Raw genomic sequence first — 25,409 nt, forward strand, 5'->3', positions numbered from 1 at the left:
ACTTTACTCCCTTAGCGGCCGCGGCGATCGCCACCGCGTGGTGCGGGTGCGTCTTGCAGCTCTGCCTGACGGCGTTCACGTGCCGATGGGTCATGCTCCATGATCTCGCCTTTGAAGATCCAGACCTTGATACCGATGATACCATATGGGGTCATCGCTTCGTACAGAGCATAGTCGATGTCAGCGCGCAGGGTGTGCAGAGGAACGCGACCTTCGCGGTACCATTCGGTACGTGCGATTTCCGCGCCGCCCAGACGGCCAGCTACGTTAACACGGATACCTTGAGCGCCCATACGCATTGCGTTCTGAACAGCACGCTTCATTGCGCGACGGAACGACACACGGCGTTCCAGCTGCTGACCGATGGATTCACCAACCAGCTGAGCGTCCAGTTCAGGCTTGCGTACTTCTACGATGTTCAGGTGCAGTTCGCTGTCGGTCAGGTTCGACAGTTTCTTGCGCAGAACTTCGATGTCAGCACCTTTTTTACCGATGATCACACCAGGACGTGCAGCGTGGATAGTTACGCGGCATTTCTTGTGTGGACGCTCGATGATAACACGAGCGATACCGGCTTGCTTGGCTTCTTTCTTGATGAAGTCCTTGATTTTCAGGTCTTCAAGCAGAAGGTCACCGTAGTCTTTGGTGTCTGCGTACCAGCGGCTGTCCCAGGTGCGGTTGACCTGAAGACGCATACCGACGGGATTTACTTTGTTACCCATTAGGCTTGCTCCTCAATCTGACGCACCTTGATGGTGAGCTCCGAAAACGGCTTGATGATACGACCGAAACGACCACGTGCACGAGGGCGACCGCGTTTCATGGTCAGGTTCTTACCGACGTATGCTTCGGCAACAACCAGTTCATCAACGTCTAGGTTGTGGTTGTTCTCAGCGTTAGCGATTGCCGACTGAAGGCATTTCTTCACGTCAACTGCGATACGCTTTTTCGAGAAGGTCAGATCGGACAGAGCCTTGTCTACCTTCTTGCCGCGGATCATCGCTGCAACCAAGTTCAGTTTCTGCGGGCTGGTGCGAAGCATGCGCAGTTTTGCCATTGCTTCGTTGTCTGCCACGCGGCGGGGATTTTGTGCCTTGCCCATGACTTACTTCCGCTTCGCTTTTTTGTCAGCTGCGTGACCGTAATAGGTACGAGTTGGCGCATATTCACCAAACTTCTGACCGATCATGTCTTCAGTGACGTTAACTGGGATGTGCTTCTGACCGTTGTAGACGCCGAACGTCAGACCAACGAACTGAGGCAGGATTGTCGAACGACGCGACCAGATTTTGATCACTTCGTTGCGGCCACCTTCACGAGCTGCTTCGGCTTTTTTAAGCACATAAGCATCAACGAATGGGCCTTTCCATACAGAGCGAGACATATCTTAGCGCCCTTTCTTCTTAGCGTGACGCGAACGCAGGATAAGGTTCGACGACGCTTTTTTCTTGTTGCGGGTACGGGCACCTTTGGTTGGCTTACCCCATGGAGTCACTGGGTGACGACCACCGGAGGTACGGCCTTCACCACCACCGTGTGGGTGGTCGATCGGGTTCATCGCAACACCACGAACGGATGGGCGAATACCTTTGTGGCGCATACGGCCAGCTTTACCAAAGTTCTGGTTCGAGTTGTCAGGGTTCGAAACCGCACCAACGGTTGCGATGCATTCCTGACGTACCAGACGCAGTTCGCCGGACGACAGACGGATCTGGGCGTAGCCGCCGTCACGACCTACGAACTGTGCGTAGGTGCCAGCAGCACGAGCGATCTGACCGCCTTTGCCAGGCTTCATTTCGATGTTGTGTACGATCGTACCGATAGGCATGCCCGAGAACGGCATTGCGTTACCAGGTTTGATGTCTGCCTTAGCGGACGCGATCACCTTGTCGCCAACAGCCAGACGCTGAGGAGCCAGGATATAAGCCTGCTCGCCGTCTTCGTATTGGATCAGGGCGATGAATGCGGTCCGGTTAGGGTCGTATTCGATGCGAACAACAGTTGCGCTGACGTCAAATTTGTTACGTTTGAAATCAACAATACGGTAGAGGCGCTTTACACCACCACCACGACGACGTGCAGTAATCCGTCCGGTGTTGTTCCGGCCGCCGTTACCAGTCAGACCCTCGGTCAGGGCTTTAACTGGGCGACCTTTCCAAAGCTCCGAACGGTCGATCAGTACCAGTCCACGCTGGCCTGGCGTCGTCGGTTTATACGACTTGAGTGCCATGTTCTCTGTCTTCCGTAGCTTTGAGGGAGGTAAATCCCTGCGTTATAGGGCCCCGAAGGTCCCCGATTCTGACACCGCAAACGCACAAAGCGAAAGCCCCGGACGAATCCGGGGCGTTTGCGGATGGGCTCTCTTAGGTGGATGGGGGCCAAAGGTCAAGCGCTGAAACAAATCGCCAGCCCGATGGCCAGCCGATGCGCGTATTAACAGCTCAAACGGATCGGAATTGCGCCGCCAAACTGACGATAGTGACCATCCGACACAGGCGTCGTTTTATCAATACCCATCAGCTGAGTGATGTTGGTCGCAGCCTGTGCGCTGCAACCTGTGTGCGCGGCAACTGCAGATTCCATCTGTGCAACCGTCGTTACGCCCGGCACGCCTGTGACCATCGCGATGACGCCCGAATTATTGACGTTGATCCGCATTGGCCCCGCTGCACTTTGCACCATGGTTGCGTTTTCGGCGACAACTGCGTTGCGTGCGATATTGGCCTCCAGCTCTGGCGACATTTCGGACGACATGCATGCAGACAGCAGTAATACGACGGCAAAACAGGCGATTTTCTTCATCAAACTCTCCTTAAAGAATGAATCACACACATTAATCGCCCTAAAGGAGAACATCCACCCACTGAAAACAAAAAGGCCCCCGCACAGCGAGGGCCTTTCCGAAATTGCTAGCCTATCGACTTACAGACCGGTGGTCACGTCGATGGTGTTGCCCTCAACCAGGGTAACGTAAGCTTTTTTAACGTCGTTGCGGGTACCAACGGTGCCGCGGAAACGCTTAACTTTACCTTTGGTGATAACGGTGTTGACCGCTTTCACTTTCACGCCAAACAGAGCTTCAACAGCCTCTTTGATCTGTGGTTTGTTTGCGCCCATTGCCACTTCGAAAACCACTGCGCCGTTTTCGGACGCCATGGATGCTTTCTCGGTGATGATCGGCTTGCGGATCACGTCGTAGTGTTGTGCTTTTGCGCTCATTTCAAACGAGCCTCCAGAGCTTCAACACCTGCTTTGGTGAGCACCAAGGTGTCACTGCGCAGGATGTCGTAAACGTTCGCGCCCATCGAAGGCAGAACGTTAACGGTTTCGATGTTGCGAGCAGCCTGAGCGAAGTTCTCGTTAACTGCTGCGTCGATGACCAGCGCGCGCTTCCAACCCAGCGAAGCAACCTGCTTTGCCAGTGCCGAAGTTTTTGCTTCGTTCAGGTCGGTGTTCTCGATCACAACCAGTTCGCCAGCTTTTGCTTTCGCGGACAGCGCGTGGCGCAGACCCAGCTTGCGGAACTTTTTGGTCAGCTCGTGTGCGTGCGAACGTACAACTGGACCTTTGTAAACACCACCGTGACGGAAGATCGGTGCCTTTTTGGAACCGTGACGTGCGCCACCGGTGCCTTTTTGGCGGTAGATCTTCTTGGTCGAGTACGAAACTTCCGACTTTGTCAGAACTTTGTGCGTACCAGCTTGTGCTTTTGCACGCTGCCAGCGAACAACACGGTGCAGAATGTCTGCGCGTGGCTCTAGACCAAAGATTTCGTCGTTCAGTTCGACGGAACCTGCGGCAGCACCATCAAGTTTGATAGCTTCAGCCTTCATTGTTTTCGCCTCCTTCAGCAGCAGCCTCTACAGGCGCAGCATCCGATTTCAGACCAGCTGGCAGAACCAGACCTTCAGGAGTTGGTTTCTTAACCGCATCCTTAATGGTTACCCAGCCACCTTTGGAGCCAGGAACAGCGCCTTTAACCATGATCAGGCCACGGTCGGAATCGGTGCGTACAACTTGCAAGTTCTGGGTAGTTACACGAGCTGCGCCCATGTGACCTGCCATTTTCTTGCCTTTGAAAACGCGACCTGGATCCTGACACTGACCGGTCGAACCGTGCGAACGGTGCGAGATCGACACACCGTGTGTCGCGCGCAGACCGCCGAAGTTGTGACGCTTCATCGCACCTGCGAAACCTTTACCAATCGAGGTACCGGAAACGTCTACGTACTGACCTTCAAAGTAGTGATCAGCAACGATTTCCGCACCAACTGGCAGGATGTTTTCAGGAGCAACACGGAATTCCGCAACTTTACGCTTTGGTTCAACTTTAGCAGCTGCAAAGTGACCGCGCATAGCTTTGGATGTGTTTTTGGCTTTAGCAGTACCTGCACCCAGCTGAACAGCCGAGTAGCCGTCTTTTTCAACGGTACGCTGCGAAACGACCTGCAGGTTGTCCAGTTGCAGAACGGTTACAGGGATCTGTTTACCGTCTTCCATGAACAAGCGTGTCATGCCGACTTTTTTTGCAATAACGCCAGAGCGCATAATCAATGCCCCCTTATACTTTGATCTCGACGTCTACGCCAGCGGCGAGGTCGAGCTTCATCAGTGCGTCTACGGTTTGCGGGGTCGGATCCACGATATCAAGCAGACGCTTGTGGGTGCGGATTTCGAACTGGTCACGCGACTTTTTGTCGACGTGTGGACCACGCAGAACGGTGAATTTTTCGATCTTGTTCGGCAGAGGAATCGGACCGCGCACGGATGCGCCAGTACGTTTCGCAGTGCTTACGATTTCCTGAGTGCTGGCGTCCAGCACACGGTAATCGAAAGCCTTCAGCCGAATGCGAATGTTTTGGCTTTGTGCCATGTCATTTGCCTTTCGCGGCTTTGATTCGGTTGAGAGGTCGAGATCGCACCATTGCGTCCCCACGTCGAACCTAGATAAGGAACGAATCCCCTATCGGTCGTTCGCCAATAGCGAACCCGCGCCAACTACACGGGCGCGGGGTAGTAATCAACAAAAAAGTTGGGGACTCCTGCAGAACGATCAAATCCCTGCCCACATTAGCCGAAATCATCACCCTATTCAGCTATTAGAGCCGTATTAGCGTCAACAAAACTGCTCAATACCCTCGATAAAGGCGTTGGTTTCCGCCATGCTGGTCAGCCGATATTTCGGTCCGTCGAATTCTTCGAAAATTTCAAGATGCGCCGCATATGAGGAATTCGAAGATCTGCTCCAATACTCACTTGACCAAGCCTCAAGTTCAGCGAAATTCCCCGTGGTGCCAAGCGCGGCTTCTCGCTTGAATAAATTAGCCCGACTTTCCGACCACGGGATGTCCGTCCAAATCAAGCATGTGGTGCGTTCAAGAATGGGCCGGATGAGCCAACCATAGACCCCTTCTATAACCCACCTATCCTGTTTCGCTATGTCCGAGGTCTTTGAAACAACGTTTGCGACGGTTTCCTTGCGGCTAAAGTCACCGCCGATCCAGCGTATCTGGTCGAGGTCCACAACATTCAAACAACGCGCTTTGCCTAATCGTTTGGAAAGCCGGCTTTTGCCCGATGCCGTGTTCCCAATGATAGCTGTCCGGTCAAACTCGACCCCTTGGAAACTATGCACACAGAACCCTCCACCACGAACTTAAGCCAACCCGCGGACGCGAAAAAAGCCTTTCTCAAAAAACCTTACAACGCCTGACACCGCCAAAGCAAAAGGGCCGCCTTTCGGCGACCCTTTCAGTAGTCTGATTGTTAGATCAGATTACTCGATGATTTTGGACACAACGCCCGAACCAACGGTACGGCCACCTTCGCGGATCGCGAAGCGCAGGCCTTCTTCCATTGCGATAGGAGCGATCAGTTCAGCCGACAGTTTCAGGTTGTCGCCTGGCATGACCATCTCGGTGCCTTCTGGCAGAATGCAAGTACCGGTGACGTCAGTTGTACGGAAGTAGAACTGTGGACGGTAGTTTGCGAAGAATGGGGTGTGACGACCACCTTCTTCTTTGGTCAGGATGTAGACCTCTGCTTCGAATTTGGTGTGTGGCTTAACCGAACCTGGCTTACACAGAACCTGGCCACGCTCAACGCCTTCACGGTCAACACCACGCAGCAGCGCACCGATGTTGTCGCCTGCTTCACCGCGGTCCAGCAGTTTGCGGAACATCTCAACACCAGTACAGGTGGTTTTCGAGGTGTCACGGATACCAACGATTTCGATTTCGTCGCCAACGTTGATCACGCCGCGCTCAACACGACCGGTTACAACAGTACCACGGCCCGAGATCGAGAACACGTCTTCGATTGGCATCAGGAATGGCTGGTCGATCGCGCGCTCTGGCTCTGGAATGTACGAGTCAACAGCTTCCATCAGCTCTTTGATCTTGTTTTCGCCGATGTTTTCGTCACGGCCTTCCATAGCAGCCAGTGCCGAACCTGCGATGATTGGAATATCGTCGCCTGGGAAGTCGTATTCGGACAGCAGCTCGCGGATTTCCATTTCAACCAGTTCCAGCAGCTCTTCGTCGTCTACCTGGTCAACTTTGTTCATGAAAACAACCAGCGCAGGAACGCCAACCTGACGTGCCAGCAGGATGTGTTCACGAGTCTGAGGCATAGGGCCGTCAGCTGCGTTAACAACCAGGATGCCGCCGTCCATCTGCGCCGCACCGGTGATCATGTTTTTCACGTAGTCAGCGTGACCTGGGCAGTCAACGTGAGCGTAGTGACGGTTCTCGGTCTCGTACTCAACGTGAGCGGTCGAGATGGTGATGCCGCGTGCTTTTTCTTCTGGTGCGCCGTCGATCTGGTCGTAGGCTTTGAAGTCACCAAAGTATTTGGTGATCGCTGCGGTCAGCGTGGTTTTACCGTGGTCAACGTGGCCGATGGTGCCGATGTTGACGTGTGGTTTGGAACGTTCAAACTTTTCCTTAGCCATAATGGCCTCCTTAGTCTTGGTCTAACGGGTCGGCATGACCCGCTTGATAATTGGAAGTGGCGGGACCAAAGCCCCGCCACACCGCCATTAGGCGAATTTCGCTTGGATCTCTTCCGAGATGTTCGATGGCACTGGTTCGTAGTGGTCGAACTGCATGGTGAACTGTGCACGGCCCGACGACATCGAACGCAGGGTGTTGATATAGCCGAACATGTTCGCCAGAGGGACGAACGCGTTGATTGCAACAGCGTTACCACGTGGTTCCTGACCAGTTACCTGACCGCGACGCGATGTCAGGTCGCCGATGATGCCACCGGTGTACTCTTCAGGAGTGATAACTTCGACCTTCATGGTTGGTTCCAGAAGTTTCGCACCAGCTTTTTTCATGCCTTCGCGCATACACATACGGGATGCGATTTCGAAAGCCAGAACGCTGGAGTCAACGTCGTGGTATTTACCGTCGACCAGAGCAACCTTGAAGTCGATCACAGGGAAGCCTGCCAGAGGGCCGCTGTCCATAACCGAGTTGATGCCTTTTTCAACGCCTGGGATGTATTCCTTAGGAACAGCACCACCGACGATGCGGCTTTCGAACGAATAACCTTCGCCTGGCTCGGTTGGAGTGATCTCCAGCTTAACCTCACCGTACTGACCCGAACCACCCGACTGTTTCTTGTGGGTGTAGGTGTGCTCTACAGCGTGCGAAATGGTTTCACGGTATGCAACCTGTGGCGCACCGATGTTCGCCTCAACCTTGAATTCACGCTTCAGGCGGTCAACAAGAATGTCGAGGTGAAGTTCGCCCATGCCCTTCATGATGGTCTGGCCCGATTCCAGGTCAGTTTCCACACGGAAGGATGGGTCTTCGGCTGCCAGACGTGCCAGACCAGCGGACATCTTCTCTTGGTCGCCCTTGGTTTTAGGCTCGACCGCGATTTCGATCACTGGCTCTGGGAAGGTCATGGTTTCCAGAACGACTGGTTCTTTCTGATCACACAGGGTGTCACCGGTGGTGGTGTCTTTCAGACCCGCCAGCGCGATGATGTCGCCTGCGAATGCTTCCTCGATTTCCTCACGGTTGTTCGAGTGCATCATCATCATACGACCAACGCGCTCTTTCTTACCTTTGGTCGAGTTCAAAAGCGTGTCGCCTTTGTTCAGGACACCCGAGTAGATACGGGTAAAGGTCAGCGAGCCAACGAATGGGTCGTTCATGATTTTGAACGCCAGACCCGAGAACGCCATCTCGTCGTCTGCACGACGCGCGATGTTACGCTCTTCGGTTTCGTCACCTGGTGCAAAGCCCATGTAGTCAACAACGTCCAGCGGCGATGGCAGGTAGTCCAGAACTGCGTTCAACAGAGGCTGAACACCTTTGTTTTTGAACGCCGAGCCGCCCAGAACAGGAACGAACTGCAGGTCCAAGGTACCTTTACGCAGCAGAGCGCGCAGGGTTGGAACGTCAGGCTCGTTGCCTTCCAGGTATTCCATCATGGCATCATCGTCCTGCTCAACAGCAGCTTCGATCATTTTGCCACGCCATTCGTCGGCCATGTCTTTCAGTTCGTCACGGATGTCGACTTTAACCCAGGATGCGCCCAGGTCTTCGCCTTTCCACAGCCATTCTTTCATGGTGACCAGATCGATCAGGCCTTCCAGCTCGGATTCTGCACCGATTGGAATACCAACAGGTACAGCGCGCGCGCCGGTACGGTCTTCGATCATGTTCACGCAGTTAAAGAAGTCTGCGCCGATCTTGTCCATTTTGTTAACGAACACGATACGTGGAACTTTGTAGCGGTCAGCCTGACGCCATACGGTTTCAGTCTGAGGCTCAACACCAGCGTTTGCGTCAAGAACACAAACAGCACCGTCAAGAACCGCCAGCGAACGTTCAACTTCGATGGTGAAGTCAACGTGGCCAGGGGTGTCGATGATGTTCAGGCGGTGTTTAGGAGTGTCAGCGGTTTCGCCGTCTTCGGTGCGTTCCCAGAAAGTGGTCGTCGCAGCCGAAGTGATGGTGATACCACGTTCCTGTTCCTGTTCCATCCAGTCCATGGTGGCTGCACCGTCGTGCACCTCACCAATGTTGTGGGATTTACCAGTGTAGTACAGGATGCGCTCGGAACAGGTGGTTTTACCTGCATCGATGTGCGCCATGATACCAAAGTTACGATACCGGTCGAGAGGATATTCGCGTGCCATTGGGCTTCGTCCTTCAGACTAAAATTACCAGCGGTAATGGCTGAACGCTTTGTTTGCGTCTGCCATCTTGTGGGTGTCTTCGCGTTTTTTCACGGCGGAACCGCGACCGTTAACAGCATCCAGAAGCTCACCAGCCAGGCGCTCTTCCATGGTGTTTTCGTTACGCGAACGCGAAGCCGAGATCAGCCAGCGAATTGCCAGGGCTTCACGACGTTCTGGGCGAACTTCGACAGGAACCTGGTAGGTTGCACCACCAACACGGCGCGAACGAACTTCGACCGATGGTTTTACGTTGTCCAGTGCTTCGTGGAACACTTCAACAGGTGCTTTTTTCAGTTTCGCTTCAACGCGGTCAAATGCGTTGTAAACGATTTTTTCTGCGACCGATTTCTTACCATCGATCATCAGGTTGTTCATGAATTTAGTGACAACGCGGTCACCGAACTTTGCGTCCGGCAGAACTTCACGTTTTTCAGCAGCGTGACGACGCGACATAGTGTGATCTCCTTACTTAGGACGCTTCGCGCCGTATTTCGAACGGCGTTGTTTACGGTCTTTGACGCCTTGGGTATCCAAAACACCACGCAGGATGTGGTAACGGACACCCGGAAGGTCTTTTACACGACCGCCACGGATCAGAACCACAGAGTGTTCCTGAAGGTTGTGGCTTTCACCTGGGATGTACGAAATCACTTCGTAACCGTTGGTCAGGCGTACCTTCGCAACTTTACGCATAGCGGAGTTCGGTTTCTTAGGCGTGGTGGTGTAAACACGGGTGCAAACGCCACGCTTTTGTGGGCAGCGCTCAAGGTGCTGCGACTTGGATTTGACGACTTTAGGCTGACGCGGCTTGCGGATCAGCTGTTGGATCGTTGGCATAAGGTAAATCCCCTATCCTACTGTTTAGCGGCCCCTTAGGTCCGCGGTTCACGACGAATGCGCGACGCATACGCCGCAGCACAAAAAGCCCGCATCCGAACCCTTACCGGAGGTTCGCAGCGGTTAAAGTTACAGAGGAACAGGACGACAAAATTGTCCGGTTCTTGTCCACTTCAGCTCTGATTTCGGGTGAGAGGGGAATCCCCCTAATGACCCGGATGGTGGGCGTATAGGCAGAGTCGCCTATCGTGTCAACACTAACCCTTTATGGCTTGGTTAATGCGCGCCATGCGGCCTTGAGTTCAGGTGGCTGAACGTTGAACCGGGTCTTGATCCGATAGGCTGTCCGGTCCCGCATTTTGCCGCCCTGCCCTTCTTTGATCACGCGTTCTAGTAGATTGCTGTCATTCATGGAATGCGCCCCGCGTAAGAACATTGGGCGGTTTGGAACGCTGACGACGGGCATATGCAGCCAAACGCGGGTGTGGTTCATATCCAATAGGCTGGACGGATCAACAGGGTTACGACAGATCACTTGCCCAGGGGTCCATAACCGTTCCGTCACCTGTACCGCCCGCACGCCCCAGTCAGGACTAAAGGCAACGACATAGCCGCGGCAAAAATCAACGCACAACATTTCGCGTTCTTTGAACATCGGCATGTTTGCCGAAATCACCTTACGGCTACGTTCGATAAATTCGGTCGCCACGGCATCGTCATCATCCAACCGGAATTCGCCAATCACATCGGCCGTGTCATCGCGACCCGCGATCATCACCTCGCGGCATAATTCACGCGGCTTTTGTCCCTCTGGATGAAATTGCACATCTATTTGCGGAACTTTGGAACAGATATCTAGTAATCTAGCTTTTTGGTGATCCGGCATTTGATCACCCGCCAAAACGATGAGTTTAAAATCTGCGTCGGTTTGGACGGTCAAAGACGGAATGCTTAGCTGTTCGAAAAAACAAAAGCGCTGATCAATGCGGTCATCATCGTAAAGGTGTGCGCGCAAGTCCGCGTCAGACTGAAAATCATGATTAAAAGCTTCGAGATGCCCAGGATACGAAAACCGACACAACCCCAGCATCTGTATCTTTGGTTTGGCCATCAGATTTTTACAAATACTCGTTTTCCCATGCCTTTGGCATAGCAACTGCCGCCCAGGATTGCCAACCCAAAGAAAAAGGCCCCCGCTTTCGCAGGGGCCTTTTCAATTCCATTGCTGCGAACTTATTCTTCGCGGCTTTCTGGTGCGTCAGCGGCAAAGCTGTCTTCGGCCGAAGGTGCCGACAGGGCCAGCGCCTGTTCGGCTTCTTCGCGGCGCGCTTCTAGAACTACGTTGTCGCGATCTGCTGCGATACGGCGGACTTTGCTTGTCGCGCCACCGGTACCGGCTGGGATCAGACGACCAACGATGACGTTCTCTTTCAGGCCAACCAGTTTGTCGCGCTTACCCTGTACCGAGGATTCGGTCAGAACGCGGGTGGTTTCCTGGAACGACGCAGCCGAGATGAACGAACGTGTCTGCAGCGATGCTTTGGTGATACCCAGCAGGATTGGTTCACCCTGTGCTGGACGATCGCCACGTGCCAATGCCTTGGCGTTTGCTTCGTCGAACTCGACCTTATCAACGGTCTCGCCCTTCAGCAGCGTGGTGTCACCCGAGTCAGAGATTTCCCATTTCTGCAGCATCTGACGAACGATAACTTCGATGTGTTTATCGTTAATCTTCACACCTTGCAGACGGTAAACGTCCTGAACTTCGTCGATCATGTAGTCAGCCAGAGCCTCGACACCCATAATTGCTAGGATGTCATGCGGCGCTGGGTTGCCGTCCATGATGTAGTCGCCCTTCTGGACAAAGTCGCCTTCTTGGACCGGGATGTGTTTCCCTTTTGGTACCATGTATTCGACTTTGTGATCTGGATCCGATGCGGATTCGATCGCGATACGACGCTTGTTCTTGTAGTCCTTACCAAAGCGGACATAGCCATCGATTTCGGCAATGATCGCGTGGTCTTTTGGACGACGTGCTTCGAACAGTTCAGCAACGCGCGGCAGACCACCGGTAATGTCCTTGGTCTTAGCGCCTTCACGCGGAATACGCGCAACAACGTCACCAGCCGATACATCCTGACCGTCTTCGACCGACAGAATTGCATCTACCGACATTGGGTAGGTGACAGGGTTACCGTCGTCCTTGCGAACTGGTTCGCCATCAGCACCAACAACGATGATCTCTGGTTTCAGATCGCCACCGCGTGGAACCGAACGCCAGTCGGACACGATTTTCTGTGTCATACCGGTCGCATCGTCGGTGTCTTCGCGAACAGAAATACCCGAAATCAGGTCGACCAGACGAACTTTGCCGCCTTTTTCCGCGATGATCGGCAGGGTGTATGGATCCCATTCGAACATCTTGTCGCCGCGTGCGATGTCTGCACCGTCTTTGACAAAGACTTTGGAACCGTAGCCAACTTTATGTTGCGCACGTTCTTCGCCGTCTTCGCCCATGATGGCTAGGATCATGTTGCGGCCCACAACAATCTGGTCGCCACTGGCGTTTTCCAGAATGTTTGCGTTGCGGAATTCAACCTTACCGGCTGCCGAAGCTTCTAGGAACGACTGCTGGCCACCTTGTGCAACACCACCGATGTGGAATGTACGCATCGTCAGCTGTGTACCAGGTTCACCGATCGACTGTGCAGCGATAATACCGACAGCTTCACCGATGTTCACTTTGGTACCGCGTGCAAGGTCACGACCGTAACACTGGGCACAAACGCCATCGTCTGCTTCACAGGTTAGCGGGCTGCGGATACGCATTTTCGCGATGTTCGCAGTTTCGATCATGTCTGCACGACGTTCGTCGATCAGCTCGCCTGCTTTGACAATGACTTCGTCAGTGCCAGGACGCAGAACGTCATCTGCCGAAACACGGCCCAGAACGCGTTCAGATAGCGATGCAACAACTTCACCATCGTTCACAGCTGCTTCTGCAGTGATCGCGCGGTCGGTGCCACAATCGTCCATACGAACGATGCAGTCCTGTGCCACGTCAACCAGACGACGGGTCAGGTAACCCGAGTTCGCTGTTTTCAACGCCGTATCCGACAGACCCTTACGAGCACCGTGGGTGGAGTTGAAGTACTCAAGAACGGTCAGACCTTCTTTAAAGTTCGAGATGATCGGCGTTTCGATAATCTCGCCCGAAGGTTTCGCCATCAGGCCGCGCATACCGCCCAGCTGTTTCATCTGAGTAACCGAACCACGCGCACCAGAGTGAGCCATCATGTAAACCGAGTTTGGTTCCATAACAGCGCCGGCATCGTCACGTTTCTCAGCCGAGATGGTACCCATCATAGCGTCGGTGACTTTGTCGTTACACTTCGACCATGCATCGACGACTTTGTTGTACTTTTCGCCCTGAGTAATCAGACCGTCCATGTACTGCTGTTCAAAGTCTTTCACCTGATCGCGGGTTTCTTCGACCAAATTCCATTTGGTGTCAGGAATGACCATGTCATCCTTACCGAACGAAATACCGGCCTTGAACGCTTCGCGGAAGCCCATGGTCATGATCTGGTCACAGAAGATGACCGACTCTTTTTGACCACAGTAACGGTATACGGTGTCGATGACCTGCTGCACTTCTTTCTTACGCAGCAGACGGTTCACTAAGCTGAACGGCGCCTTTGCATTCAACGGCAACAGGTTACCCAAACGCAGACGACCAGGGGTGGTTTCACAACGAACGGTCACTTCTTGACCGGTCTCATCAATCTGCTTGATGCGTGCGTTCACCTTGGCGTGCAGGTGCACTTCGCCAGCGGCCAGCGCGTGTTCGACTTCTTCCAAGGAAGAGAAGGACATGCCTTCGCCCTTCATGCCGTCACGCTGGATCGTGGTGTAGTACAGACCCAAGATCATATCCTGCGAAGGAACGATGATCGGCGCACCGTTTGCTGGCGACAGAACGTTGTTCGTCGACATCATCAGAACGCGGGCTTCCAACTGTGCCTCAAGGCTCAGAGGAACGTGAACCGCCATCTGGTCACCGTCAAAGTCAGCGTTGAATGCCGAACAGACCAGTGGGTGCAGCTGGATGGCTTTACCTTCGATCAGTTTCGGTTCGAACGCCTGAATGCCCAAACGGTGAAGCGTAGGCGCACGGTTCAGCATGACTGGGTGTTCGCGGATGACCTCATCCAGAATATCCCAGACCTCTGGACGCTCTTTTTCGACCAGTTTCTTCGCCTGTTTCACAGTCGAGGACAGGCCTTTGGCTTCCAAACGCGAGTAAATGAACGGCTTGAACAGTTCCAAAGCCATCTTTTTCGGCAGACCACACTGGTGCAGCATCAATTCAGGGCCGGTCACAATAACCGAACGACCCGAGAAGTCGACGCGTTTACCCAAAAGGTTCTGACGGAAACGACCCTGCTTACCTTTCAGCATGTCGGACAGCGATTTCAGCGGACGCTTGTTCGCGCCGGTGATCACGCGGCCACGACGGCCGTTGTCGAACAATGCGTCAACGGATTCCTGCAACATACGTTTTTCGTTACGTACGATGATGTCAGGTGCGCGCAGCTCGATCAGACGCTTCAGACGGTTGTTACGGTTGATCACGCGGCGATACAGATCGTTCAGATCCGAAGTCGCAAAGCGGCCACCATCCAGCGGCACCAGTGGGCGCAGTTCTGGTGGGATCACAGGAACAACGGTCAGGATCATCCATTCAGGACGGTTGCCCGATTCCAAGAAGTTCTCGACGATCTTCAGGCGTTTGATGATCTTTTTCGGCTTCAGTTCGCCAGTGGCTTCTTTCAGCTCTTCACGCAGCTGCTCTGCAGTTGCTTCCAGATCGATCATCGACAGCATCTCGCGGATCGCTTCTGCACCGATGTTGGCTTGGAACGCGTCCATGCCGTAGGTGTCCTGAGCGTCCAGATACTCTTCTTCCGACATCAGCTGACCGTAGGTCAGATCTGTCAGACCTGGTTCGATAACAACGTAGTTTTCGAAATACAGGATGCGTTCCAGATCACGCAGAGTCATGTCCAGCATCAGACCGATGCGGGATGGCAGGGATTTCAGGAACCAGATGTGCGCAACAGGCGCAGCCAGTTCGATGTGGCCCATGCGTTCACGACGTACTTTTTGCAGCGTAACTTCAACACCACATTTTTCGCAGACAACGCCGCGGTACTTCATGCGCTTATATTTGCCGCACAGACATTCGTAGTCTTTGATCGGGCCGAAAATACGCGCACAGAACAGACCGTCACGTTCTGGTTTGAACGTACGGTAGTTGATGGTTTCTGGTTTTTTGATTTCACCGAACGACCACGACAGGATGCGCTCAGGCGATGCGAGCGAAACTTTGATTTCGTCGAACGCCTTTGCAGGTGTCAGTGGGTTGAACGGGTTGTTGGTCAGTTCCTGGTTCATCGGATGTCCTTACATATCAGTGGGAGACTAGAGGTGAGGCGCGTACGCCTCACTCGTCGTCCTCCGCATCCAGGAGTTCCATATTGAGGCCGAGGCCGCGGACTTCTTTGACAAGAACGTTGAACGATTCTGGTACACCAGCTTCGAAGTTGTCCTCGCCTTTGACGATGCTTTCGTACACTTTGGTACGTCCGGCAACGTCGTCCGATTTGACGGTCAGCATTTCCTGCAAGGTGTATGCAGCGCCATAAGCCTCCAGAGCCCAGACCTCCATCTCACCAAAGCGCTGGCCACCGAACTGCGCCTTACCACCCAGCGGCTGCTGAGTAACAAGCGAGTATGGTCCGGTCGAACGCGCGTGGATTTTGTCATCCACCAGGTGGTGCAGTTTCAGCAGGTATTTAACGCCAACGGTTACCTTACGAGCGAACTGTTCACCCGTACGGCCGTCGAACAGTACCGACTGACCCGACGTGTCGAAACCAGCACGCGCCAGTGCATCGTTCACGTCTGCTTCTTTTGCGCCGTCGAATACTGGGGTCGCGATCGGAACACCCGAGGTAGCATTGCCTGCCAGCTCGATCAGATCGTCTTCGCCCAGATCAGCAAAGCCTTCTTCGTATACAGCGTCACCATAGGTGATTTTCAGCGCGTCACGAACTGGGGTCATGTCGCCCGAACGGCGGTATTCCTGGATCGCTTCGTCGATCTGGATACCCAGACCACGCGATGCCCAACCCATGTGGGTTTCCAGAATCTGACCAACGTTCATACGCGATGGAACGCCCAGCGGGTTCAGTACGAAATCGACCGGCGTACCATCCGCAAGGAATGGCATGTCTTCGACTGGTACAACGCGGGAAATAACACCTTTGTTGCCGTGACGACCTGCCATCTTATCGCCTGGCTGCAGCTTACGCTTCACCGCGATAAAGACTTTGACCATTTTCATAACGCCCGGAGGCAGGTCGTCGCCGCGGCGAACTTTTTCGACCTTGTCTTCGAAACGTGCATCCAGCTGACGCTTTTGGGCTTCGTACTGCTCGTTCAGGGCTTCGACGATTTTCGCGTCGTCTTCGTCCTTCAGAGCGATCTGCCACCACTGACCACGCGACAGTTCTGCCAGTGCTTCTTCGGTGATAACCGAATTCGCGGCAAAACCACGTGGGCCTTTGACGGCTTCTTTGCCCAAAATCAGGTCTTTAAGACGTGCATAGATGTTGCGGTCCAGAATGCCCAATTCGTCGTCACGGTCACGCGACAGGCTTTCGACTTCTTCACGCTCGATCTGCAGCGCACGTTCGTCTTTTTCGACGCCGTGACGGTTGAAGACGCGAACTTCTACGACAGTGCCGTAGTCACCTGGTGGCAGGCGCAGCGATGTATCGCGTACATCGGATGCTTTCTCACCAAAGATAGCGCGCAGAAGCTTTTCTTCTGGCGTCATCGGGCTTTCGCCTTTTGGTGTGATTTTACCAACCAGAATGTCAGCTGGACCTACCTCTGCACCGATGTAAACGATGCCAGCCTCGTCGAGGTTGCGCAGCGCTTCTTCACCGACGTTCGGAATGTCGCGAGTGATCTCTTCTGGCCCCAGTTTCGTGTCACGTGCCGCAACTTCGAATTCTTCGATGTGAACCGAAGTGAATACGTCGTCTTTTACGATACGTTCAGAAATCAGGATCGAGTCTTCGTAGTTGTAACCGTTCCAAGGCATAAACGCGACGATCACGTTTTTACCCAGTGCCAGTTCGCCCATATCGGTCGATGGACCGTCAGCGATAACTTCGCCTTTGGTCACAACCGAACCTACTTTAACCTGCGGACGCTGGTTGATGCAGGTGTTCTGGTTCGAACGCTGGAACTTACGCAGACGGTAGATGTCTACGCCAGGGTCGCCAACTTCTAGATCTTCGGTCGCACGGATAACGATACGGGTCGCGTCAACTTGGTCAACGATACCAGCACGTGCAGCAGTAATAGCAGCGCCAGAGTCGATCGCCACTTTGCCTTCCATACCAGTACCAACCAGCGGCGCCGTTGCTTGCAGCAGCGGAACAGCCTGACGTTGCATGTTCGAACCCATCAGAGCACGGTTAGCGTCGTCGTTTTCCAAGAACGGGATCAGCGCCGCAGCAACCGATACCAGCTGTTTTGGCGATACGTCGATCAGGTCAACGTTTTCTTTTGGTGCGAGCGTGTATTCACCCGACTGACGGGTCGATACAAATTCGTTCACCAATACGCCGTCATCATCCAAGTTCGCGTTCGCCTGCGCAACGGTGTGGCGCATTTCTTCGGTCGCGGACATGTAGGACACTTCGCTAGTGACCTTGCCCTCGATGACCTTGCGATATGGAGTTTCGATAAAGCCGTATTTGTTCACGCGTGCGAAGGTTGCCAGCGAGTTGATCAGACCAATGTTTGGACCTTCAGGGGTCTCAATTGGACACATACGACCGTAGTGGGTTGGGTGAACGTCGCGAACCTCAAAGCCTGCACGTTCGCGGGTCAGACCGCCTGGTCCAAGCGCCGACAGACGACGCTTGTGCGTCACTTCGGACAGCGGGTTGGTTTGGTCCATGAACTGCGACAGCTGCGAAGAGCCAAAGAATTCACGAACAGCAGCCGCTGCCGGTTTCGCGTTGATCAGATCCTGAGGCATGACGGTGTCGATTTCGACGGACGACATACGCTCTTTGATCGCGCGTTCCATACGCAGCAGACCAACACGGTACTGGTTTTCCATCAGCTCGCCAACGGAACGAACACGACGGTTGCCCAAGTGGTCGATGTCGTCGACTTCGCCTTTGCCGTCACGCAGTTCAACCAGCGCCTTGATACATGCAACGATGTCTTCGTTGCGAAGGGTACGCTGAGTGTCTTCTGCGTCCAAAGCTAGGCGCATGTTCATTTTCACGCGGCCAACGGCGGACAGGTCGTAACGTTCGGAATCGAAGAACAGCGTATCGAACAGTGCCGATGCAGCGTCAACGGTTGGTGGTTCACCAGGACGCATAACGCGATAGATATCCATGAGCGCGGTGTCGCGGTTCATGTTTTTATCTGTCGCCAGCGTGTTCCGGATGTATGGACCAACGTTGATGTTGTCGATGTCCAGAACTGGGATGTCGGTGATGCCTTCATCGATCAGTTCTTTGATGGTGCCGCCGATGATATCGCCGTCTTTATCTATCTCCAGTGTCAGTTCGTCACCAGCTTCAACGTAGATCGCCCCCGTCTCTTCGTTGATGATGTCTTTTGCGACGAATTTGCCGACGATCTGGTCGAATGGAACCAACAGGTTCTGTACCGAACCTTCGTCGATCAGTTTCTTAACCGCACGTGGTGTAACTTTGTCGCCCGCTTTCGCGATCACTTCGCCAGTCGCCGCGTCTACTAGATCATAGGTAGGACGGGTGCCGCGAACGCGCTCTGGGAAAAATTTCGTAACCCAGCCGTGCGCTTTCTTATCCAGCGAATAATCGACGGTGTTGTAGTAAGCATCCATGATGCTTTCCTGATCCATACCCAGTGCGTACAGCAGGGTGGTCACAGGCAGCTTACGACGACGGTCGATTCGAGCGAATACCAGATCTTTTGCGTCGAATTCGAAATCCAGCCACGAACCGCGGTAGGGAATGATGCGGCAAGCGAACAGAAGTTTACCCGACGAATGGGTTTTACCTTTGTCGTGATCAAAGAATACGCCCGGCGAGCGGTGCATCTGGGATACGATTACACGCTCGGTGCCGTTTACTACGAACGTACCGTTTGGTGTCATCAAAGGCATATCGCCCATGAACACGTCTTGTTCTTTGATGTCTTTAACCGAACGAGCGCCGGTATCTTCGTCGATATCGAATACGATCAGACGCAGCGTTACCTTCAGCGGAGCACTGTAGGTCAGGTCGCGTTGCATACATTCTTCAACGTCGAATTTTGGCTTCTCCAGCTCGTATTTTACGAACTCAAGAACAGCGGTTTCGTTAAAATCCTTAATCGGGAATACCGACTGGAAAACGCCTTTGATGCCTTCGCCGTCCAGCGGCATGTCGCTATCACCCGAACGCAAGAACAGGTCATAGGACGATTTTTGAACCTCAATGAGGTTCGGCATCTGAAGAACTTCTTCAATTTTACCGTAGTATTTACGCAGGCGTTTCTGGCCAAGGAAGGTCTGAGCCATGTGCTTTGTCACCTTTCAATCTCTGCGGGGCCATGTCGCCGGGGCCGCGACATTTTCCCATTGAGAAGGGAGTTCCGGTCTATTCTTGACCCCCTTCCCAAGGGGGGCCGCCCGACCATTGAAACCTACCCAAGACGGCCGTCTTATAAAACGACCCGCTAAGACAGGTTCGGCTGGACCCGCGAAATCGCGGATCCAGCCCAAATTTGCGTGGCCCCGATCGGGACCAGAAACCAATTAGGCCAGTTCGACCGTTGCGCCAGCTGCTTCCAGCTTAGCTTTGATTTCTTCAGCTTCTGCTTTAGGAGCTGCTTCTTTGATTTTGCCGCCAGCTTCAACCAGTTCTTTGGCTTCTTTCAGGCCCAGGCCAGTGATGCCGCGAACTTCTTTGATGACGTTGATTTTCTGTGCGCCAGCGTCTTTCAGAACGACGTCAAAGTCGGTCTTTTCTTCAGCAGCACCGCCAGCGTCGCCAGCTGGGCCTGCCATCATTACTGCGCCACCTGCAGCAGGCTCGATGCCGTACTCGTCTTTCAGGATGGTTTTCAGTTCTTGTGCTTCAAGCAGGGTCAGACCAACGATCTCTTCTGCCAGTTTTTTCAGATCAGCCATTTTATGCTTTCCGTTCGTTTGATGTGTATTCCAACGTGAGAGAGGTATTCTCTACGAGGGCAATTAAGTTGCTTAAGCAGCGTTCTCTTCGATGGTCGAAAGAATGCTCGCGATGTTCGAAGCAGGCGCGCCAATCGCACCAGCGATGTTCGAAGCAGGTGCACCAATGCAACCAACGATCGAAGCAATAAGCTCTTCGCGGGATGGCATCTGTGCAACGGCTTTCACGCCGGCAACGTCCAGAGCAGTGTCACCCATAGCACCACCAAGGATAACGAGCTTGTCGTTACCTTTAGCGTACTTATCCACGACCTTCGCAGCAGCGACAGGGTCTTCGGAATAGGACAACACAGTCATGCCCGTCAGGTAGTCAGCGATGGACTCGCATGCTTTACCTTGCAGGGCGATCTTGGCGAGCTTGTTCTTGGCAACGCGTACAGAACCACCAGCTTCACGCATTTGCGCGCGCAGGTCCTGCATCTCTGCAACTGTCATGCCTTCGTAGTGTGCAACCACCACGACGCCAGAGCTGTCAAAGATTTGGCCGAGTTCGTCGACCAGCTTCTCTTTCTGGGCTCTATCCACAGTTTCACTCCAAGTTTGGGGTTTCCCCCGGCTCAATTTGACCCCTGTTTATCAAGGGCCGTTCGGGTCCGTTTCAGGGTCCCGAGGCCAGATCGCCCGATCCAAACGGAACGGATATCTATTCTCGTTTCCCATCTCAGGAAGGAATTATTGGGGAAACCCCAACCCTCCGTCTCGGACAGGACAGGGCCAATAAAGGCCCCGCCATTTCACCGCACAAGGCGGCGAAAATTCTTAGTTGCCAGTAGCGGAATCTACATTCACCGACACGCCTGGACCCATGGTCGAGGACAGCGATACTTTTTTCATGTAGGCGCCTTTGGCACCAGCTGGTTTTGCTTTTTGAACTGCGTCAACGAAAGCCAGCAGGTTTTCTTCCAGTGCTTTTGCGTCGAAAGAAGCTTTGCCGATACCTGCGTGGATAACGCCAGCTTTTTCAACTTTGAACTGAACCTGGCCGCCTTTAGCTGCTTTAACAGCTTCTGCAACGTCCATAGTAACGGTGCCGATTTTCGGGTTCGGCATCAGGTTACGTGGGCCCAGAACTTTACCCAGACGACCAACGATTGGCATCATGTCTGGAGTTGCGATGCAACGTTCAAAGTCGATTTTGCCCGACTGAACAGTTTCCATCAGATCTTCTGCACCAACGATGTCAGCACCAGCAGCTTTCGCTTCTTCTGCTTTGTCGCCACGTGCGAAAACAGCAACGCGAACGGTTTTACCAGTGCCGTTAGGCAGGGTAACAGTGCCACGAACCATCTGGTCAGCATGACGTGGGTCAACACCCAGGTTCATCGCGATTTCAACGGTTTCGTCGAATTTCGCTTTTGCGTTGCCTTTAACCAGAGCAACAGCATCAGCTACGTTCAGATCTTCTTTACCAGCAAAGGCCTCAGCGGCCGCAGTGTAACGCTTACCAGCCATCTTACTTCACCTCGATGCCCATGGAGCGTGCCGAACCCAGAATGATCTGCATAGCGGCTTCTACCGTGTTAGCGTTGAGGTCCTTCATTTTGGCCTCGGCGATTTCTTTAACCTGAGCAGCGGTCACGGTGCCCACGGTTTCTTTACCAGGGTTGTTCGCGCCCGATTTCAGCTTTGCAGCTTTTTTCAGGTAGTACGACGCAGGAGGCGTTTTCACTTCGAAAGTGAACGACTTGTCCTGGTAGTAGGTGATGATGGTCGGGCAAGGTGCGCCCGGCTCCATATCAGCCGTTTTCGCGTTGAACGCCTTGGTGAACTCCATGATGTTGATACCGCGCTGACCCAGCGCAGGACCTACGGGCGGCGAAGGGTTTGCTTGACCTGCAGGAACCTGCAGCTTCAGCGAGCCCATTACTTTCTTGGCCATTGGCCTCTCCTTTTTCCAACCCCTCAGGCACGCGTGCCATCAGGACAATGTTGTGTGGTCCGGTGAAACGGGCGCGCCCGCCGAACCTCCCACGAGATAAACTCAGGCGCCTTTGGTGACCTGAGTAAATTCCAGCTCGACCGGGGTTGCCCGGCCAAAGATCGAAACCGTCACCTTCAGGCGCTGGTTCGCATCATCAACTTCCTCGACCATACCGTCGAAGCCTTCGAACGGACCGTCGTTAACCTTGACCTTCTCGCCAACTTCAAAGCTGATCTCGACGCGTGGCGCCTCTTGACCTTCTTCGACGCGACCCAGAATTGCCTGAACCTCTGCATCACGCATTGGCATCGGGCGACCCTGCGGGCCTAGGAAACCGGTCACCCGGTTGATCGAGTTAACGAGGTGATAAGCCTCGTCCGACAATTCCATGTGGACCAGAACGTAACCCGGCATAAACCGGCGTTCGGTGGTCACTTTTTTACCGCGACGAACTTCGATCACCTCTTCGGTGGGGACCAGAACTTCGTCAATTTGGTCTTCGAGACCCAGCTCTTCAGCCTTGGCGCGGATCTGCTCGGCAATCTTTTTCTCGAAGTTCGAGAGCACGCTTACCGAATACCAACGTTTCGCCATAGTCTTCGACACCCTGTCGTTTTGGCCACCAAGGACCAGAATTCCAATTATTACAGCACCTTGCGGCACCAGACTCCGAAAAAATAAAAGCGGCGCGCAACGCGATTCGCCGCACGCCAGTTCGGAATGATTGGCTATTACCGCCCAAAACCCTTTAATTCAAGGGGGCTAGGCGGTTTTTTACCCAATGGCCAATTACCGGTTCAGGATCAGATCGTACAGTCCGAAACGGATCACCAAATCGGTCAGCGAGAAAAACAGCGCCAAAAGAACGGTCATGATGAAGACCATGATGGTAGTCAAAATGACTTCGCGGCGGGTTGGCCAAACAACTTTGGCGATTTCTGCGCGGGTTTGCTGAATGAACTGTACGGGATTCGTCCGTGCCATCGTCTTTTCCTTATCGGTAACGGGCGGGATGTACGCAGATATCGCGCGGTTTTCAACCCTCCGCGTGTCAGACGGCGTAGAACTCCACTTTATCCATCGACTTAATGGCATCTACTTGCACATCATACAGCGCTTGCGCCTCTTGCCGCGCACGATCGTCATACAGCCGATATTTCTGATAGCCATCTTTCATCGGAAATTGGCGGCGCGTTTGCGCAGAGTTGACGGGCCGCCCCGCAGCCTTGTCCGCCATAATTTCAGCCATGGCGCGATCGGTCAGACCTTCGTGCACAATACGGTCAATGGGCTCAACAACGCCGCCTAACCTCCAACGTAACATACGCCGAACAAGTGTTTTAAACACCGATGCATAATCTTCGTACCGCCAGACATGTACCGACTTTACGCCCTCGACCTGCGCAATCGCACGAACAACGGTTGCCCAATTAACCTGTTCGAATGGATGCGCGGCGATGTAGTCATCGGGCTCTAAGAAATGCCCGTTGTACACAGTCTGGCTGTAGGCCGATTCCAAAAATGTGTCCGGCGAACGGATCGCCAGAAATATCCGCACATCGACACCGTCCAAGACGCTGACCAAATCACTGATTCTTTCGCCGGCTTCGCGGTAAATCGGCAGCGCCAGCTTTCCATTACCTTCATGCAATGCGCCTAGAAAATTCTCTTCTGTCAGGAAAATGCGGCGATCACCTTTTGACAGGAATTCGATCTGTTCGGCCGGCGTTCGCGGCGACAGTTTAATGTTGGTCCATCTGCCCAACCCAAACAAACTGGGGATATTCCGGCCACGGCTCCGCAGATAGTCAGGTCCATACGGCCGTACGCCTGCGTCGATAATCTGCTGTTCGTAAGAAAAAATCGACTGCTGCAAATGCGTCGACGCTGTTTTATGCGCACCAAGGTGGAGAGTCAGTTCAACAGGTCTGGGCAATCGGTACATCCTCGCGGTCAACGTGCCGGAGTGGCAGGGGCACCAGGGCTCGAACCCGGGACCTACGGTTTTGGAGACCGTCGCTCTACCAACTGAGCTATACCCCTACTGACGGCGGTGATTAAGCTACGCATTGCGGGGAATCAAGGGGCGAAATGCGTGGTTTTCCAACATTAACGTGGTTTTCTGTTCATCAGTCGGAAAATCCACAACCCAAGCAAGGGAAACGCAAACAATCCCAAGCACAAAACCGATAGCAGCCAGAACGCGATCGGGCTGTTCACACCCGGCATTCCGCCGACATTTACCCCGAACAATCCGGTGATGAACCCCAATGGCAAAAAGATCGCTGACAATACAGACAAGACGAATGTGTTTTTATTAACCTGATCGCTTAATTGACCGGATAGCTCCTCTCGCAAGACCACCGCTTGATCGCGCAGTTCGTCCATGTCTTCGGCGATGCGGGTCATTTTTTGCGCTTCTTCATCGATTTCGCGCCGTGTTTCGGGGTCCATGAAGGAAACAGTCATATCTGCAAACGACCGCAAAGCGTCTCGTTGCGGACCGACATAGCGCCGCGCCGCGATGACCTGTAGGCGCAAGGCTGCAACATCGTGGCGCAGCTCCCTGCCCTTTTCACTGACGACTTTTAATTCCAGATCTTCGGCGACGGCATCCAACTCGGCCTGAAATTCCGCGATATGTCCGACCAAATCTTCAATCAGGACGACCAGAAAATCGCCTGCCGATTGGGGGCCATGTCCTGCGTCCATCGCGGCCTCCATCCGTTCGATTGCCATGATGCGTTTGCGCGCCACCGTCACGATTCGGTGTTCGTCCGCATAAATGCGGATCGACGCCATATCCTCGGGGTCTTCGCCGTCGTTGTCGTTGATACCGCGCAGAATCAAAATCACGCCGTCTTGGACAACCTTGATGCGGGGGCGTGTATCCACATCCAGCAAGGCTTCGCGCGCTTGAAGGTCTAGGTAATCCAGTTCGGCCGACACCCACTCTGCTGCATCGGGATGCTTACCATCCAAATGCGCCCACGCCAGACGATCTTCGCGCAGGGCCATAGAAATGGTTTCGAAATCGGTCGGGTCGATCCATGCCCCGTCTTGCAGAATACGCGAATATTTGACGAGCGGCGTTGTCATCACTGTGTCCTTGATCTTTTACGCACCCTAACCAG

25 protein-coding genes and 1 tRNA gene are annotated in these 25,409 nt (G+C 53.7%); all 26 read right to left on the reverse strand.

From position 1 onward, the window contains the following. Window positions 1-11: 11 nt before the first annotated feature. The 26 genes from rpsC to BVC71_RS06155 all read right to left on the reverse strand — a co-directional run bounded on the left by rpsC (window position 12) and on the right by BVC71_RS06155 (window position 25,374). Window positions 12-722, reverse strand: coding sequence for a 30S ribosomal protein S3 (gene rpsC, locus BVC71_RS06030; RefSeq protein ID WP_086450766.1), 711 nt, complete (start codon window positions 720-722; stop codon window positions 12-14). After that, the gene (gene rplV / locus BVC71_RS06035; protein WP_086450767.1) at window positions 722-1,102 is read right to left on the reverse strand and encodes a 50S ribosomal protein L22; all 381 of its coding nucleotides are present in this window, start codon (window positions 1,100-1,102) and stop codon (window positions 722-724) included. The genes rpsC and rplV overlap by 1 nt, the downstream gene beginning before the upstream one ends. A gap of 3 nt (window positions 1,103-1,105) precedes the next feature. Further along, complete coding sequence (gene rpsS / locus BVC71_RS06040; protein WP_086450768.1) at window positions 1,106-1,384, reverse strand: 30S ribosomal protein S19; 279 nt, start codon at window positions 1,382-1,384, stop codon at window positions 1,106-1,108. Window positions 1,385-1,387: 3 nt separating this feature from the next. After that, window positions 1,388-2,230 carry a 50S ribosomal protein L2 gene (gene rplB, locus BVC71_RS06045; protein ID WP_086450769.1) on the reverse strand — a complete coding sequence of 281 codons (843 nt, stop codon included), beginning with the start codon at window positions 2,228-2,230 and terminating at the stop codon, window positions 1,388-1,390. Between the two features lie 203 nt (window positions 2,231-2,433). Beyond that, window positions 2,434-2,802 carry a hypothetical protein gene (locus tag BVC71_RS06050; protein WP_086450770.1) on the reverse strand — a complete coding sequence of 123 codons (369 nt, stop codon included), beginning with the start codon at window positions 2,800-2,802 and terminating at the stop codon, window positions 2,434-2,436. Window positions 2,803-2,922: 120 nt separating this feature from the next. Further along, window positions 2,923-3,219 (reverse strand): 50S ribosomal protein L23, encoded by a 297-nt coding sequence (locus BVC71_RS06055; protein ID WP_086450771.1) that lies wholly within the window; start codon window positions 3,217-3,219, stop codon window positions 2,923-2,925. Beyond that, window positions 3,216-3,833 (reverse strand): 50S ribosomal protein L4, encoded by a 618-nt coding sequence (gene rplD, locus BVC71_RS06060; protein ID WP_086450772.1) that lies wholly within the window; start codon window positions 3,831-3,833, stop codon window positions 3,216-3,218. The genes BVC71_RS06055 and rplD overlap by 4 nt, the downstream gene beginning before the upstream one ends. Further along, entirely contained in the window at window positions 3,823-4,551 is a 729-nt protein-coding gene (gene rplC, locus BVC71_RS06065) for a 50S ribosomal protein L3 (RefSeq protein ID WP_086451239.1), read from the reverse strand. Before rplC ends, rplD begins: the two co-directional genes overlap by 11 nt. A 10-nt stretch (window positions 4,552-4,561) precedes the next feature. Then, on the reverse strand, window positions 4,562-4,873 hold the full coding sequence (gene rpsJ / locus BVC71_RS06070; RefSeq protein ID WP_086450773.1) for a 30S ribosomal protein S10: 312 nt from the start codon (window positions 4,871-4,873) through the stop codon (window positions 4,562-4,564). 243 nt (window positions 4,874-5,116) lie between these two features. Beyond that, entirely contained in the window at window positions 5,117-5,635 is a 519-nt protein-coding gene (locus tag BVC71_RS06075; protein WP_086450774.1) for a P-loop NTPase family protein, read from the reverse strand. A 141-nt stretch (window positions 5,636-5,776) separates the two neighbouring features. Next, complete coding sequence (tuf, locus tag BVC71_RS06080; protein ID WP_086450775.1) at window positions 5,777-6,952, reverse strand: elongation factor Tu; 1,176 nt, start codon at window positions 6,950-6,952, stop codon at window positions 5,777-5,779. 87 nt (window positions 6,953-7,039) lie between these two features. Continuing rightward, window positions 7,040-9,157 (reverse strand): elongation factor G, encoded by a 2,118-nt coding sequence (gene fusA / locus BVC71_RS06085; protein WP_086450776.1) that lies wholly within the window; start codon window positions 9,155-9,157, stop codon window positions 7,040-7,042. Between the two features lie 24 nt (window positions 9,158-9,181). After that, window positions 9,182-9,652, reverse strand: a complete 471-nt coding sequence (gene rpsG / locus BVC71_RS06090) for a 30S ribosomal protein S7 (protein WP_086450777.1) — start codon at window positions 9,650-9,652, stop codon at window positions 9,182-9,184. A 12-nt stretch (window positions 9,653-9,664) separates the two neighbouring features. After that, window positions 9,665-10,036 carry a 30S ribosomal protein S12 gene (gene rpsL, locus BVC71_RS06095; RefSeq protein ID WP_086450778.1) on the reverse strand — a complete coding sequence of 124 codons (372 nt, stop codon included), beginning with the start codon at window positions 10,034-10,036 and terminating at the stop codon, window positions 9,665-9,667. Window positions 10,037-10,301: 265 nt separating this feature from the next. Further along, window positions 10,302-11,147, reverse strand: coding sequence for a glycosyltransferase (locus BVC71_RS06100; protein WP_086450779.1), 846 nt, complete (start codon window positions 11,145-11,147; stop codon window positions 10,302-10,304). Window positions 11,148-11,269: 122 nt separating this feature from the next. Further along, complete coding sequence (gene rpoC / locus BVC71_RS06105; protein ID WP_086450780.1) at window positions 11,270-15,493, reverse strand: DNA-directed RNA polymerase subunit beta'; 4,224 nt, start codon at window positions 15,491-15,493, stop codon at window positions 11,270-11,272. A 49-nt stretch (window positions 15,494-15,542) separates the two neighbouring features. Next, window positions 15,543-19,682: a DNA-directed RNA polymerase subunit beta gene (rpoB, locus tag BVC71_RS06110; RefSeq protein ID WP_086450781.1), complete on the reverse strand. Its 4,140-nt coding sequence runs from the start codon at window positions 19,680-19,682 to the stop codon at window positions 15,543-15,545. A 237-nt stretch (window positions 19,683-19,919) separates the two neighbouring features. After that, on the reverse strand, window positions 19,920-20,294 hold the full coding sequence (rplL, locus tag BVC71_RS06115; protein WP_086450782.1) for a 50S ribosomal protein L7/L12: 375 nt from the start codon (window positions 20,292-20,294) through the stop codon (window positions 19,920-19,922). 72 nt (window positions 20,295-20,366) lie between these two features. Further along, window positions 20,367-20,879, reverse strand: coding sequence for a 50S ribosomal protein L10 (gene rplJ / locus BVC71_RS06120; RefSeq protein ID WP_086450783.1), 513 nt, complete (start codon window positions 20,877-20,879; stop codon window positions 20,367-20,369). A gap of 234 nt (window positions 20,880-21,113) precedes the next feature. Continuing rightward, window positions 21,114-21,806 carry a 50S ribosomal protein L1 gene (gene rplA / locus BVC71_RS06125; RefSeq protein ID WP_086450784.1) on the reverse strand — a complete coding sequence of 231 codons (693 nt, stop codon included), beginning with the start codon at window positions 21,804-21,806 and terminating at the stop codon, window positions 21,114-21,116. Window position 21,807: 1 nt separating this feature from the next. After that, window positions 21,808-22,233, reverse strand: a complete 426-nt coding sequence (rplK, locus tag BVC71_RS06130) for a 50S ribosomal protein L11 (RefSeq protein WP_086450785.1) — start codon at window positions 22,231-22,233, stop codon at window positions 21,808-21,810. Between the two features lie 102 nt (window positions 22,234-22,335). Continuing rightward, window positions 22,336-22,869: a transcription termination/antitermination protein NusG gene (nusG, locus tag BVC71_RS06135; protein WP_086450786.1), complete on the reverse strand. Its 534-nt coding sequence runs from the start codon at window positions 22,867-22,869 to the stop codon at window positions 22,336-22,338. Window positions 22,870-23,064: 195 nt separating this feature from the next. Next, on the reverse strand, window positions 23,065-23,259 hold the full coding sequence (gene secE, locus BVC71_RS06140; protein ID WP_086450787.1) for a preprotein translocase subunit SecE: 195 nt from the start codon (window positions 23,257-23,259) through the stop codon (window positions 23,065-23,067). 67 nt (window positions 23,260-23,326) lie between these two features. Further along, the gene (locus BVC71_RS06145) at window positions 23,327-24,211 is read right to left on the reverse strand and encodes a hypothetical protein (protein WP_133064497.1); all 885 of its coding nucleotides are present in this window, start codon (window positions 24,209-24,211) and stop codon (window positions 23,327-23,329) included. Window positions 24,212-24,242: 31 nt separating this feature from the next. Continuing rightward, a tRNA-Trp gene (locus tag BVC71_RS06150) sits at window positions 24,243-24,318 on the reverse strand. A 66-nt stretch (window positions 24,319-24,384) separates the two neighbouring features. Further along, entirely contained in the window at window positions 24,385-25,374 is a 990-nt protein-coding gene (locus tag BVC71_RS06155) for a zinc transporter ZntB (protein ID WP_086450789.1), read from the reverse strand. Window positions 25,375-25,409 lie beyond the last annotated feature (35 nt).

It is taken from the genome of Marivivens niveibacter, assembly GCF_002150005.2.
Classification (GTDB): Bacteria; Pseudomonadota; Alphaproteobacteria; order Rhodobacterales; family Rhodobacteraceae; genus Marivivens; species Marivivens niveibacter.